The organism is Streptomyces sp. NPDC050528, from assembly GCF_044457795.1.
Lineage (GTDB): Bacteria > Actinomycetota > Actinomycetes > Streptomycetales > Streptomycetaceae > Streptomyces.
In genome coordinates, this window is sequence record NZ_JBITHH010000012.1 from 125706 (window position 1) to 139982 (window position 14277).

The 14277-nt window shown below is 71.3% G+C and carries 8 protein-coding genes; all 8 read right to left on the reverse strand.

All coding sequences use genetic code 11. The features are described 5' to 3' along the window. Nucleotides 1-9: 9 nt before the first annotated feature. Nucleotides 10-546, reverse strand: a complete 537-nt coding sequence (locus tag ACIBK4_RS35935) for a hypothetical protein (protein ID WP_399001685.1) — start codon at nt 544-546, stop codon at nt 10-12. Then, nucleotides 543-3038 (reverse strand): tetratricopeptide repeat protein, encoded by a 2496-nt coding sequence (locus tag ACIBK4_RS35940; protein ID WP_399001687.1) that lies wholly within the window; start codon nt 3036-3038, stop codon nt 543-545. Before ACIBK4_RS35940 ends, ACIBK4_RS35935 begins: the two co-directional genes overlap by 4 nt. After that, nucleotides 3035-3583, reverse strand: a complete 549-nt coding sequence (locus ACIBK4_RS35945) for a hypothetical protein (protein ID WP_399001689.1) — start codon at nt 3581-3583, stop codon at nt 3035-3037. Before ACIBK4_RS35945 ends, ACIBK4_RS35940 begins: the two co-directional genes overlap by 4 nt. Further along, nucleotides 3576-5234, reverse strand: coding sequence for a hypothetical protein (locus ACIBK4_RS35950; RefSeq protein WP_399001691.1), 1659 nt, complete (start codon nt 5232-5234; stop codon nt 3576-3578). The genes ACIBK4_RS35945 and ACIBK4_RS35950 overlap by 8 nt, the downstream gene beginning before the upstream one ends. Next, nucleotides 5227-7782: a hypothetical protein gene (locus ACIBK4_RS35955; protein ID WP_399001693.1), complete on the reverse strand. Its 2556-nt coding sequence runs from the start codon at nt 7780-7782 to the stop codon at nt 5227-5229. The genes ACIBK4_RS35950 and ACIBK4_RS35955 overlap by 8 nt, the downstream gene beginning before the upstream one ends. 7 nt (nt 7783-7789) lie before the next feature. Beyond that, nucleotides 7790-9487, reverse strand: a complete 1698-nt coding sequence (locus tag ACIBK4_RS35960; protein WP_399001695.1) for a hypothetical protein — start codon at nt 9485-9487, stop codon at nt 7790-7792. 62 nt (nt 9488-9549) lie between these two features. After that, entirely contained in the window at nt 9550-9957 is a 408-nt protein-coding gene (locus tag ACIBK4_RS35965) for a hypothetical protein (RefSeq protein WP_399001697.1), read from the reverse strand. Between the two features lie 110 nt (nt 9958-10067). Next, nucleotides 10068-14141 carry a beta-galactosidase gene (locus ACIBK4_RS35970; protein ID WP_399001699.1) on the reverse strand — a complete coding sequence of 1358 codons (4074 nt, stop codon included), beginning with the start codon at nt 14139-14141 and terminating at the stop codon, nt 10068-10070. Nucleotides 14142-14277 lie beyond the last annotated feature (136 nt).

Sequence of the window (14277 nt, forward strand, 5' to 3'; positions counted from 1 at the left end):
GGGAACGGTTCACTCGTCGTCGCCGTCCTCGATCCGGCCGTGGATCCACTGGTGCAGCGCCTCGGCGATCCGCACGGCGTCGGGGTCGACGGCTCCGGGCGACATCGCGAGTTCGACCAGTCCGTCATGGGCGTCGTCGATCAGCACCTGTGCCGCTTCCAGCTGTCCGTCCAACTGGTCCGCGGCGGCCAGCGCGTGGGCGAGCAGACACGTCGCCAGCAGCGCCCGCGGATGATCGGGCCCGTGGCTCGCCGTCTCTTCCTCCTGCAGCGCTACGGCCCGTTCGAGCGCCTCCGCCAGCAGGTCGACGTGATCCCCCTCCAGCCTGACCCCCTCCGGGCCGGTTCCTGGCGGTAGTTCGCTCGGCACCGGCCGGTTCGCCGCTGCCGCGTCCTGGCCGGCGGGGTGGGACAGCCCGTGTCCCAGCACATTCAGCAGTGTCGTCACGCTGCCGGGATGCCCGGCGCCCTGCACATCGAGCCGTCGCGCGTAGAGGGCCACATACGGGTTCCCGCTCCCGGCGACGCCGTTCTGTTCCGATGTCACGACAGACCTTCCTCCGCGATGATCGTGTTCTCCCAGGCGTCGAGGGTGTCCGGGTGGTGTTCCCCCAGAACCGCTCGCCGCCCCTCCCACACCGTGCGGAAGGCGTCGTGTGCCTCGTCCTTCTCCCCCAGCTCCAGAAGGTTCTTCCCGAGGGTGTTCATGATGTCGAGCGCGCCCAGCGCCTCCCAGGACTTCGGCCCCTTGGCCTTCGCGGCGCGCCGCCACAGGACGTGGGCCCCACGGGCGTACCGGACGGCGGCCATCCGCATCCGCCGGCGTGTCGCGTCGGTGTCGCCGCACCGTCCGACGGCGATGACCAGGTTCCCCAGTACGCGGAGTGTGTCGGCGTCCGTCGGTCCCGTCCCGTCGCGCAGCGCCCGGTAGACCTCGGTGTGCAGCAGGCGCGACGCCTCGTGCTCGCCGAGCGCGCCGAGGGTGTTCGCCAGGTTGTCCTGAGCGGTGAGGGTTTCCCGTGCGGCGGGCCCGAGCAGGGCCCGCATCCGGGGTACGACGTCCTCCTGGAGACTGCGGGCCGCCGAGAACTGCCCGTACCGGAAGTGGGCCGAGGCGAGATGGAGCCGGACGACGAGCCGGGTGTACTCGTCGCACTCGGGTGCTTCCTCGCAGGCCTCGGCCAGCGGGATGTAGAGCCGCAACGAGGCCTTTCCGTCGCCCAGTTGCTCGTACGCCCGACCGGTCTCGTCGAGCAGGTATCTCTCGTCGGCGCCGATGCTCCACTGGTCCATGCCCGCCAGCAGCCCCGTCACCGCTCGTACGTGCGGCAGACTGCGCGCGACCGCACGGTGGGTGAACGAGTGCCGCGTGGCGCTGAGGGCCTGTGTCAGCGCGACCACGGCCGCGTCGCGGAGCTTTCGCCGTGTCGGCGGTGGATTCAGCACCCGGGTCGCGCGGGCGATCAGCGGGTGCACCGCGCAGGCACGGGGGTCCGGTGCGCCGTCCGAACCATCCGTCAGTTCCGTCAGATCGGTGGATTCCGTCAGTTCTGCCAGTCCGTGGCGCACCGCGTGTGCGAGGCCGTCCGCCACGCGCGCCGGTCCGCCGGGAGCGCCGGATCCGGCGAGGATCTCGTCGAGCAGCGTGAGCGGCACCGGTTCGGCCGCCAGGACACCGGCGGCGGACAGCACGTCGCGGCCCGCGTCGGTGAGCCCCCGGAAACTGCGCAGCATGGTCGCCGCGAACGGCCGCGCGTACCCGGCGGGGAGTTCCGCCCCCAAGTACTGGACGAGCTCCAGCAGGTCGTCCTCCGGATCCGGCGTCGCGAGTTGTCGGTACAGCTCGGCGTATCCCTCGAAGTCGTCCCGGGTTGTCAGCCCTGCCGCCAGGGTCAGGCCGAGGGGGTGGCCGTGCAGGAGCTCGGTCAGGAGCTTCGCGGCCGTCGTCTCCTCATCACGTGCCGCCGGCGGACGGTGACCGGTCAGCAGGGACAGCCCGTCGTACGCATCGAGGCCGCCGAGCGTGATCTCCGCCGACACCCCCTTCGTGAACCGTCCGCGGGTGGTCAGCAGCGTCCTGCCGTTCCCGGACGGCGCGCACAGCTCGGGGAGCAGTTCCACGTCGAAGCCGGAGGGGATGTCGTCCACGATCCACAGGTACGGCTGCGCGAGGTTCTTCAACCTGGTGCGCAGCGCCCCGGGGAGACGGTCCGACGCCAGTTCGTCGGCGGTCAGCCCGAGCTTGCGCCCGATGGCCCGCAGCCCCTGCGCGAACTGGGCGCGCACCGCGTCCGGCGAGGCCCGGACGCGCCGGTCGCTGCCGGAGAGCCGGACGAGGAACACGCCGCCGGGGTGGTCCAGGGCGAACAGCCGGGCGTACTGGGCGCACAGCGCGGTCTTGCCCTGCCCGCCCACACCGCTCACCGACGCCACGGGGTGTCCCATGTTCCGGGCCTTGTCCTTGGCCCGCAGTCCCTCGTGGATCTCCCACAGTTCGGCGTGCCGGCCGTGGAAGTGCCGGCTGCCCGGCAGATGTTCGGGGAACCAGTCGGGGGACGACGGCAGGGGGGCGTCGCCGAAGGTGCCGTCGTCCTCGGCCGCGAGCGCGCGCACCCGCTGGGCGATGCGGACGGCCAGTTCCTGGGCGCTCCTGCCCTGGCGCGGGATGCGGTACCGGCTGAGTTCGCTGGGCCGGATGTCGTCCGGCCGCACCCCCGAGGTCACGGCCATGACCCGGTCGGTGCGCCCCAGCCGGAAGGCGCAGTCCAGCGCGAGGTGCACTTCCTGCCGGCAGTGGACACTGCGCGGAAAACCCGCAGTGACCAAGGGAAGCAGCGTGCGGGACGCCAGGAGCGCCGCCCGGATCTCGGGCGCCATCGCGTCCCAGTCGTCCATGCTCCGTTCGTCCTGGAAGACATGCAGACCGATTGCGGTCAGCGCCTGGTGAAGTTCGTCGGCCAGCTGCTTGGTGTCGTCCCAGCGGTAACAGATGAAGACGTCGTACGGCCGCTCGCCGGCATCCGGCGACGAAATGGTCATCGCGCGGGCCGGGGCGGGTCGGTGAACCGGATCGAGCCGCCGACGGACAGGGACAGCACCTCGGCGGCGGCCGCGACCGCGGTGGCGAACTCGGCGTAGTCGCCGGGGTGGACGTCATGAGCCAGATGATCCGGCAGCGGGCTCGCGTCGTGCCGTTCGAGGACGAAGCAGAGCCCGGTCGACGCGCTCCCGCCGATCGATCGGACGGTGAGCACGCCGGCGAGGACGCGGGCCACCCAGGCGGTGCTGCGGGGCAGTCCCATGGCGTCCACCAGCGCGGCCGCCGTCACGGCGTGGAGCAGTGCGCGCCGGTTCTCGGTCCCGGACACGTCGATCCACCAGTTCTGGCCGTGGATCTCGAAGAAGCCCGGGGGCCGGGTGCGTCCGTCGTCCCAGGACCGGGCGCAGACCTGGGTGGTGGCGTCGATGAACTCGTCGGGGTCGAGGCCGCTGACGGTTCGCCCGACCGCTTCCAGGTCGGCGTGCCGCAGCAGTGGCGCGTCCACGTCCGCGCCCTTGAGGACCGCATCGAGCGGATCAGGCATGGCCGTTCCCCAGCGCGTCGAAACTCACGAACGATTCGGTGGCGAGCAGATGGCCGATCACTGCCGTGGCGGCGTCACGAACCGGCTCGAACGGTGCGAGATCGCTGCTCAGCCGAGGGCCGAGCCGCCTGCCCAGGTACTCGACCATGAGCGCCACGGTGACATCCTCGGCCAGCACCAGCCACCAGGCGGTGCCCGCGGTGAACAGGAGTGCGGCGCGGCGGCGGCCGGTCTCCTCCACGGTGATCGTGAGGGCGTTGACCTGTCGTTCGTCCCTGACCCAGGCCGGGACGAACCGGTCGGGCTCCACGTCGGCCAGCACGAACAGCGGCCCGAGGGCGCCGAGTGGCTCCAGCCAGCGCCGCGTCCAGGCGGTGTCGACCAGACAGCTCGCGCTCACACACGCGGCGAGCGGGCCGCGGCCGCCCCAGCGCTCGGCCAGTTCGGACAGCGCGTCCGGCTCCGGCACGAGCGCGTGTCCGACGACCTTGTCCGGATCGGTGCCGTCCGCTGTCTCGTTCTCCGTGTGGTCGACCACAACGCGTACGGCGACCAGAGGCTCGCCCGAGGGCTCCGGCAGGGTGTCGTCCGGCCACCGGTAGAGGGCCGCGAGCCGCCGGACCGGTCGGGCGTCCACGATCAGCGCCGGCCGGTCGCCGTGCACGGGCCGCCGCGCGAGTACGTCCACCAGGTCGGCCGGGGTCCGTTCCAGCAGCCGCGCCCGGTGCCGGTCCCCCGCGGCGAGATCGTGCCGTACCTGTTGGAGCACCGAACTGGCCACGGCGGCATCGTCCTGCCGTTGTTCGTCGCTCATCGGGACGCGCAGCCCGATGTCGCCGTGGACCGCCTCGACCGAGCCGATCAGTGCCTCGGAGCTCTCCCGATGGCCGTTCAGGTCCAGCGTGCGGGCCCCCGTCGCGGCGATCAGGGACCGCAGATGTTCGTACGCCGCTTCCTCCCAGGCGTCCCACGCGGCATCGTGGACGCTCGCCGTCGACTCGTACAGGTCGCCGTCGGGCCCGTCGGTGGCCGCCGCGGCCGGGCCGAAGCGCTCGGCAAGCACGCGATCGGCGGACTCGGCCGCGGCGGAGAGCGCGGCCGGGCCCTGGCGGGCGAACCATCTCCAGCGGCTGTCGGGCCGGTCCGCGTCGGGCACGTCGGCGAGGCGGAACGCTTCGAGACCGACCTCGTCGACGGTTTCGAGGACCGGGGTCTGCATGCACAGCCGCGCCAGCGCGCTCACCGCCAGTTGCTTGCGACCGGGCCCCGGAATCCCCTGGACCAGCCGCGTGACCGTGCCGTACAGCCCCACGTAGTCCGGATAGGCGGCGAGAACGCCGTCGAGCACGCCGTGCCGGGCGGTGGCGAGCCGCACACTCGCGAACGTGGCCAGCGATTCGTGGGTGGTGCGGCAGGCGTCCAGCAGGGGGACGAAGGCCTGGCCCGCGGCTGCGGGGAGGCGTGCGTAGACATGTAACGCGCTCCCCCAGGCGGTGACGTCGTTCAGCGTCGCGTGATGCACCTCGTGCAGGTAGACCACGTGGTCGGTGGACTGCTCGACGCCCTGGAGCCGCAGGGTGTAGGCGTGCGGGGTGTAGCGGCCGGTGCTGCCCAGCCCCTCGAAACACAGCCGGGCCAGATGGTCAGTCATCGTGGTCCGCCTTCCAACGGTCGAGGTGGGCGCGGACACGGTCACGCGGCTCGTCGTAGTGCCCCGGCCGACGCACGGACAGAGCATCGTAGATCGAGAGCGACTCGTCCCACAGGTGTCCCACCTCCGCCCCCTTTCGCTCGTTCTCGGTCAGGAGAAGACCGAGATTGAACAGCGTGCCCGCCAACTGCGACCGGTAGGCGTCCGGTCGGGCGGCGGCCAACTCACGGCGCAGGGCGAGGGTTTCGCGACCGAGCCGTTCGGCCTCTTCGGGGTGGCCGGTCAGATGGGTGACGATCGACAGGTTGTCCAGAACGTCCGCGTACAGCGACCGGAATCGCGTCGGCCGCTCCGCGTGCAGGGGCTCGACGAGCCGGCGGGCCTCGGTCGCGGCCGCGAGGGCCCCCGGCATCGCGCGGACCCGGCGGAGCCGGATCGACTGGTTGTGCAGGGCTGTTGCCAGCGCCGCGGCGTGCCGGTCCCCGTCCGGCAGGGCGCGGTACTGGGCGACGGCCGTCTCGCCGACCGCGACGGCCTCGTCCCTGGACGACGGATCGCGGTCGAGTGCCAGCGCCAACGCGGCGTGTGCCTCGGCCAGTTCGGCGTCGACCGAGCCTCCGGCCACGGACTCCACGTGCGCCGACTCCCTGACCGTCAGCGCGCTCAGGGCTCTTACGGCCGAACGAGCCGCTTCCACGGCGTCCGAGGGGCGTTCCCCGAGGTAGGTCAGCCGCACCGAGAGCTGGCGAGCCAGCCGGGCCGTGGTGACGTCACCCGCGTCGGCGTCCCGTGCGCCGAGGGCGCGCTCGGTCGCGTCCACGGCGAACCGGGCGAGGGCGTCGCTGCGCAGCGGCAACGCATCGACTACGGCGGTGAGTTCGCCCTCAGGGATGCGGCCCAGGGCGCCGGACATGGCCGAGACCAGGAGCTGGGGTTGAGGTAGGGAGGGCAGCACCGTCATCGCGAGGGGCAGCAGTCGGCCGGGGGCGGCGGCGAGGAAGTCCTCGACAGGACCGCTGATCCGGGGATGGCGCTCCAGACAGCGGCCCAGGTTCCGCAGGGCCCGCCGTGCCTGCTCGTCGGAGACGCCGTCCAGGACGTCCGCGAGCCGGTGGGCGGAGTCCAGGAACTCCGCCACGAACTCCTGCGCCAACTGCTCGGGTTGCAGCGGATTCAGCGGAGCCGGCCCCGGCAACACGGTGCGCAGGAGGTCGCGGCAGGAGTCGACGGTATGCAGCGGCCCGCGCCGGAACGCCCGCAGGGAGGTCAGCAGACGATCCGCCTCCGGCTCGGAGTCCGCACCGAACAGCGTCACCGTCGCCATGACCTCCGCCAGGACGCGATCGCTCGACACCGGCAGCCCGAACGCTGTCCCGGCCTCGCGCCAGTACGCCCGCTCCAGCCCCAGAATCCGGCGCAGGGGTCGGTCCAACGGCGTGTCGGGGGACGTGACATGGGTGAGTGCGGCGGCCTGGAGTTCGAGCAGGGTGGGTGTCTCCGGCCGGTCGGTGGGGAGGGGCGGGAGGGGCAGTCCGAGATGCCGGGCGAACGCGCCGCACGCCGTGGCGAAGTCCTCCTCGGCCGGCCGCGGCAGTGCCAGCGACAGCGGCACGATGCTGTCCACGAGGTCCGCGACCGCGTCGTCGGCGTCGTCGCGCAGGCCGCCCAGCCAGTCACCGCCGGAGCGCGCCAACAGCAGCAGCCGGGCCGGGGCTTGGGGCGCCGCGGCCAGCGAGCGCAGCGCCGCGCGGACCTGTAGCGGACGCGCCTCGGCGTCGTCGAGGACGACCAGGCACGGACTGCCGATCTCTCCCAGCCGGTCGAGACACTCCGCCGGAGCGGTCACCGACAGCAGTCCGCCGGGCCGCCCCGACGCGCGCACCTGTGCGGCCAGCCGGAGCCCGAGCCGGGTCTTGCCCGCGCCCAGGGGACCCACGACCAGCTTGACCCGTGGCCCGGCCGGCGCCGAGCACCATTCGGTCAGAAGGTCGAGTTCGCCGCGGTGCCGGAACGGGAGGACCTGATGCTCGGCGCGGAGCAGCGCGGGCCCGCTGGCCTTCTTGGGCGGGGCCGGGTCCATGAGCGTCACCAGGACGAGTTCGGGTACCAGCCGCTCCACCTCACCGATCAGCCGCAGCAGATCGGTGTCGACGGTGCGCGGACGCATCCGCAGGGCGATGTTCCGCGTCAGGGGCGCGATGTCGGCGGGCAGTTCGGCGGTCCTGGGCATCTCCGCCCCGTCCAGCAGCACGGGCAGTACCTGCTTGCCCTGCTTCAGGGCGCGGGCGATCTCCCGCCGGACCCAGTCGTCGGGTTCCCGCAGCAGACGCAGGTCCTCGCCCACCCACGGCGGGTCGATGAGGGCGATGAGCAGGTCGCACTCGTCGACCCGCCGGTCGATCTCGGTCGGGAAGTGGACGGCCGGCAGATTGGACCGACCGGCCTGGAACACGTTCTCCGGGCCGAACCGGCGGGAGAGTTCCCGATCGACGAGCATCGGGGCGTACGACCGCTCGATGTTGCGGTAGCTGAGGAAGATTCCCGGCATGGTCCCGTCAGTTCCCGTGGTCCACCAGGGCGCGCAGATCGACGTACGACTCGGTCCGCAGCAGGTCGATCAGGACCAGCCGGAAGGTGGGCTCCGCGACCGTCCAGTCGGCGCCCGTCATCCGCAGATCGATGCCCGGCAGGTCCGCCAACTGCCCGGTCAGCAACTGGATGCCGACGTCGTCGGCCACCGCGAGCCACGCCCCTGCCTGCCCGGACACCTTGAAGGCCACCGCCCGTCGCGCGCCGGTCGGGTTGGCGCCGAGATCCAGGTAGACGCCGTGCACGGTCCGGCCGCCGGTGAACTCGCCGGCCAGGGACGCCACGGGGACGTCGATCAGCCAGATCACGGGGGCCGTGTCCTGGAGGACGGGCAGCCACTGTGTGCGCCATCGCTCGTCGGAGAGACAGCTCGCGGCCACGCAGCAAGTCACGTCCGCGCCGCCGTCCAGGGCGGCGGTGAGCTCCGCGACGTCCGCCGGATCGCGGAGCCGGACGTGCCAGACGGCGTCGGTGTCGCGGTCGGTGCCGTCGTCGGCGAGGGTCCGGAGCGCGAGGACCGGCCCGTCGAGACCGGCGAGTCGTGCGCGGTCGCTCTCCGGGAAGGCGTAGCCGGCCAGCAGCCGGTTCGGCAGGCGCGCCCCGAGGACGACGTTCGGACGCCCTGCCACCCGGGTGGTCGCGTCCACGACCCGCACCACCTCGTCCGGGTCGACGTCCTGCCCGAACGTGATCAGACGCGCGGGCCGCGGTTCCGCCGTCAGCCACAGGCGGGCCTGGCGCAGCACTTGGGCGACCATGCTCCGGTCCGGCGGGTCCGGATCGAGGTCGACGGTCAGTCGTAGTCCGGGAACGGTCGCGGCGACCCGTGTCACCAACTCGGCCGTGGCGGGGAGGTGTTCGTGACTGCCGAGCACTGTCGCCCCCGCCTCGGTCAGCCGGGCCGCGAGCGCGGCGAACACGAGGTCCTCCCACCGGGCCCATGCCTCGTCGAAGCGGTCGTCGAGCGCGGCCGCCCCGGTACCGGGCAGGTCGGCGGACAGGGGCGAGGGCCCGAACTCGGCGGCCACCGCTTCGTCGGCCGCCGCCACCACGTCGACGGGCAGCCCGGCCGGGTCGCGGTACAGGGTGCGCAGACGCCCGTCCGGTACGTCGATCTCGCGCAGCTCGCCGGGTGTCAACGCCTGGGGCCAGGCCGCGGCCATCTGTCCGATCACCGGCGTCTGCATACAGACCCGCGCCAGGGCCGTCGCCGCGAGGGAGCGCCGGTGTTCGCCCGGAATCGCGGCGAGATGGCGGTCGAGCCGGTCCACCAGACCCACGTAGTCCGGGTACGCGGCGAGTGCCGCCTCGGGCGACGCGGTGCTCGCCGCGACCACGCTGCAACTCATGTACGTCGCGAACGACTCGTGCGTGGTGCGGCACAGCTCCAGCAACTGGTTGAACAACTGCGCCCATTGAGGCACCTGCGACGTGAGGACGAGAGCGGCACCCCACGCGGTGGTGTCGGTCAACAGGACGTGCTGCGCTTCGTGATGATGGACCAGCCGTTCGGCGTCGTCGCCCCGGCCGCGCAGATAGAGGTCGAAGCCACCCGGCAGATACGCCCCACGGCTGCCTCCATGGGCCGGACCGAGGAACAGCCTCGCCAGGTGACCCGCTGTCTGACCGTCCGCTGCCGGATGTCCCGATGTCCGCTGCTCCACGCCCCGCCCCCTCGTGCCCGTGTTCCCGTCAACAGCGCGTGCCGCGTGGCCCGTTGGGGCGATCAGCCGAAGTGCAGGTCCCCGGTGATGGTGTGGGCCTGGATCACCGGGCCCCGCACCTTGGCGCCGGTGATGACGTTGTGCACGGAGCCCGGCTGATCGGCCGCGTGCGCCACCAGCGCCCTCAACTCCTCGGCCAGCGCCGGTTCCTGTTGCAGCAGTACGAGCAACCGCTCCCGCCAGTCGGAGGTGAGCGCGACCAGGCGCGGATCGTCGTCGCGCCCGCCGCTCGACGCGACGATGATCCGCGCCTGGTCGAGCGCCGCCCTGACCGACTCCGTCCGGTCCGCCGCCCCACGGCCGAAGAGCGCCAACACCCGCTCCCTGACAGTCGTCCAGGCATCCTGAGCCATCAACTGCACGACCGTAGAAGCCCCCGACGCGGCCAGCGCGGCCAACTCCGCATCCATACGGCCCCCTTCGCCACTCACACGCTCCGTAACCAACAGAGTACGTGCCTCCGTGGCCGCCGCCCCATCAATGGCGTCGGCCACGGCAGGCGAACGAACCTGACGCTCCATCAGGAGCACGTCAGCGTGGGTGTCCCCCAGTCACCGTGGTCGTTGCCGTTCCCGTCACCCGCGTCACCGACCTTGAGGTCGATCACCTGGGCACCGCTGACGTCTACATCGATCGGCACCGCGGCCTGTTTGCCGCGGATCGTCGGCGTGGTGACCAGTTCCTTGCCGTCGGCGATCACGGAGAACGTCACCGTGCCCGCACCGCCCGTCTCGTCGTCGACGCCGACGTCCGCCGTCAACCGCGAGCACTGTCCGGCGAGATAGAGCTCGACGTCGCTGACGGAGTTGGTGCCCAGCCCCTTGGCGTAACCGACGCCGGCGATGGTGATCGGACGGCCGTCGCCGGCCGCCTGCTCGCCGACGCTGGTGTCCCGTTCCACCGGGCCCCACCCGTTGGTGGACGAGAGGAACGGCAGGTCGCTCACCGCGCTCTTCCCGGCAGGCGGAGCGGGCGGTATTCCGCCGACGATGCGCTCGTCGGCGCCGACGGCCTGGCGTCCGTTCTGCCGGTAGTGCACCGTAGCGGCGAGTGCGGAGGCGGACGGCAGTGTTCCGGTCGGTGGCTGGACCTGCCAGGTGAAGGTGGTAGATGTGCCGGGTCGCAGGCGCTTGACCGACGTGGGGCTCGGGTCACTCACGCTCCAGCCGTCGGGCGCGGTGAGCGACGCCGTCAGTGCGGAGGCGGTCGGTCGGTCCTTCGGCACCCGGACCGTCGCCCGCGCGGTGAAGGCCTGTCCCGGCTGGGCGGTGTCCGGCACGTCCAGGGTGACGTCCGCTCCCCCACGCTTCGGCATGGCGTAACTGCGGGGGTCGTAGGACGGGCTGTCGTTCTGCGCGACGCGCAGGGAGGAGGCGTAGCTGCCGTAGTCGGTCAGTGCGACCTTGCCGAGGCCGCCGGTGCTGCCGTCGAGGTTCCAGACGGCGATGGCGATGCTGTTGTGGCCGTTCGGGTTCAGGATGCCGTTGGGGACCGGGAAGGTGTGCTGCGGGCCGAGGTAGTTGACGTAGTTGCCGACCTGCCAGCCGTTCACGAAGATCGTGGCGCGGTATTTGCGTGCCGGGTCGTCGGTGAACGTCAGCCCGAGCGAGGTGTCCTGGCCGTGCGGCAGGTTCAGCTCGGCGTCGGTGCGGTACCAGGAGACTCCGGGTGTCGTGTCGGTCGTGGGGAGGGACACGCGACTCCAGTCGGCGTCCGGGTAGCCGGGCAGGGACCAGCCGGCCCGCTCGCCGTAGAGGCCGCCCGTCGACAGCGGGCCGCGGACGGTGTCCTGGAGGTCCTCGCCGCCCCGTACTCCCTGGAGGCGCCAGGTGACGGACGTCAGCGGCGCGCCGACGAGGGAGGCGCTGGTCAGGCCGCGTGCGGTCTTGTTGCCGTTGGTGGAGTTGTAGTCCTCCTCGTGCCCCATGTTGACGGTGAGGACGGAGAGGACGTTGTCGCCGCTGGACTTCACGGAACCCGCAGGGAAGGTGAAGTTGCCGCTGCCCGTGGTGGAGCTACCGAGGAAGGTGCCGTTCAGCCAGGCGGAGAACGCCTGCGCCCCTCCCCCGGAGTCCGAGACCAGGTGGATGCCGGTCTCCTTGCCGGTGGCGCGGAAGCGGCCTCGGTACCACGTGTTGCCGGTGTGGAAGCCGTAGTCGTCCGCGTAGAGCACCGGCAGCGAGTTGACGCCGGAGACGCTGTTGGTGGTCGCCTTGTCGGCCACCTGCCAGCTCGCGTCGTCGAAACCGGGGGCCGCTTCCGGCGATTCCTCGGCGTGCTTCCAGTTGGTCAGCGTCGGCAGGTGGATCGGGGCGGCCACAGGGATCTTCCCGGTGAGGCTTCCCGTGTCGGTGGGCCGGGTGCTCAACACCCTGCCGTTCCAGGTGACTTGGGTGGCCGCGGTGAACACCTCGATGTTCTTGTCGTCGGCGTTGTCGCCGGTGAGCGCCACGGTGTGGCCGCCGTGCAGGCTGGCCGCCGTCCGCAGCAGGTGGGTGCCGCGCACGAGCACCGGGCCGCTCGCCGTGTCCTGCCGCCAGAAGGTCTTCGCCGTGGCCTTGTCGCCGACGAGCAGGAGCAGCGGGCGCTGCCCGTCGCCGCTGATGCTGATGCGGATCAGGCCCTGGTGCGTGTAGTTGAGCCGAAGGTCACCGGTCGCCGGATCCCAACTGGTCGTGACCGTACCGCCGTTGGCGGTCACGGTGGGCTTGGCGGCGTAGCGCAGGACGGTTTCGCCGTCGCTGCCCTGGTCGCCGTAGAGCACGGCGACGTCCCGGTCCCCGATGGTCGCGCTCGTCATGATCTCGGAGGTGGAGTACTGCAACTGGGCTTCGCCGAGGCGGTAGTTGGCCACGATCACGTGCGAGTCGCGTCCGTCGAGCGTGATCGCGGTGCCGGGCTGCTGCGGCACGACCGGGTACGTCGGCTCCGCCGCCGCGTCGCCCGTCGGTACGTCGATGGCGTCGACCGCCACATAGTTGTCCGTGGATCCGGAACCGTGCGTCCCGGCGACGACGATCTTCAGGGTGTGCGCGCCGGGGGCCAGGCCGGTCTTCTGGAAGAGCACCCCCTGGCTCTCGCTGCCGGAGTCGTCGACCGTCGCGACCTTGGTCCCGTCGAGGTAGACGTCGGCGTTGCCGTGATTGTTGGTCTTCGAGCCGATCCAGCGGATCGCGGTGCCGTCGAAGGGGACGGTGAGCGAGTCGCCGGCCTTGTTCGAGAACGACTCGGTGTGTTGGTAATCGCCGCCGGTGTAGCTCGTGTTGGCCACGTGCGACCACGAACCGGCGTACTGCAGCGCGGAGTCGGGGTCGTCCCAGGTGTAGGTGGTGTCGGCGGACGGCTGGGCGTTGAAGTCGAGTGAGATGTGGGTGCTGTCGACGGCCGTGGACGTGGAGTTCCCGTGGCGCAGGACGTGGAACTGCGTCTTGGTATCGGGGTTCATGCGGGCGGTGTCGACGACCGCGGAGTCGTCCGGCGGTGTGGCCCTGATCGCCTCGGTCTTGGTCAGCGGGGCGACCGACTGCGTGAAGTACCCGATGAGCTTGTCCTCGTCGTACTTCGGATCGAGCTGGCGCGTCTCGCGGATGGCGGCCCCGTAGTCGTACGACGTGTAGTTCTCGGGCATGCCCAGCCAGCCCCAGTTGGTGCCGCCGTAGGTCATGTAGAAGCTCTGCGCGGTCGCGCCGACGGCGATGTTCTGCTTGTAGAAGACGTTGGCGAACTGGTCGTTGATGAGCTGGGCGCACTTGTCGTAACCCGGTCCGCCCCAGGGGTCGAAGGCGCCGCCCTGGAACTCCGGTGAGTACAGCGGTTTTCCGGCCGGGTGGTCGTAGCTGATGTCGGGGACGCCGTTCCACTTCGTGGGGTTGGAGCAGTCGAAGCCCTGTGGGTAGGAGTCCGGGCCGTCGACGTCCAGGGCGCCGGTACCGGAGTTGAAGGTGCCGTTGTTGTTGCCGGTCAGCGGGACCGTGATGCCGTCGGCGCGGGCCTTGTCCTCCAGGTGCTGCATGTAGGAACGGCCCGCCGTCGAGCCGTTGTAGTACTCGTTCTCGACCTGGTAGGCGATAACTGACCCGGTGCCGTTGGTCAGTTGATGCCGGGCGATGATCCGGTCGATCCGGGTCAGCCACTCGTCCGCGTACTTCAGGAAGTGCGGGTCGTCGCTGCGGTTGTTCCCGGCCTTGGTGGTGAGCCAGCCGGGCAGGCCGCCGCTGTCGACCTCCGCGTTGATGTACGGCGCCGGGCGGGCGATGACGTAGAGGCCGGCCTCCTGGGCCATGTCGAGCAGCTTGTCGACGTCCCGCACCCCGGTGAAGTCGTACACGCCCGGCTTCGGTGAGTGGTAGCCCCAATCGAAGTACAGGGACGTGGAGTTGAAGCCGGCGGCCTTCATCTTCTGGAAGATGTCACGCCACAGGTCCGGGCTCGGAAGCCGGAAGTAGTGGAACTCGCCGGACCACAGGTAGGTGCGCTTGCCGTCCACGAGGAACGAATAGCCGTCGAGACTCACCGTGTGCGCCTGCGGACCGACGGCCGGTGCGGCGGCGGACGCCTGCCCGTCGCCGTCGTACGCCGTGGCGGGCGCGGTCATGCCCGCCGCCAGGGCGATGGTCGCGGCCGTCGCGAGGACCGCCCTCCACCACCGAAGACGGCCGGGTCTCGCACCTTCTGAACCGATCCGACTACCCCGCACTGCGGCCTCCAGACCGACTGGGCGAACAGCATCA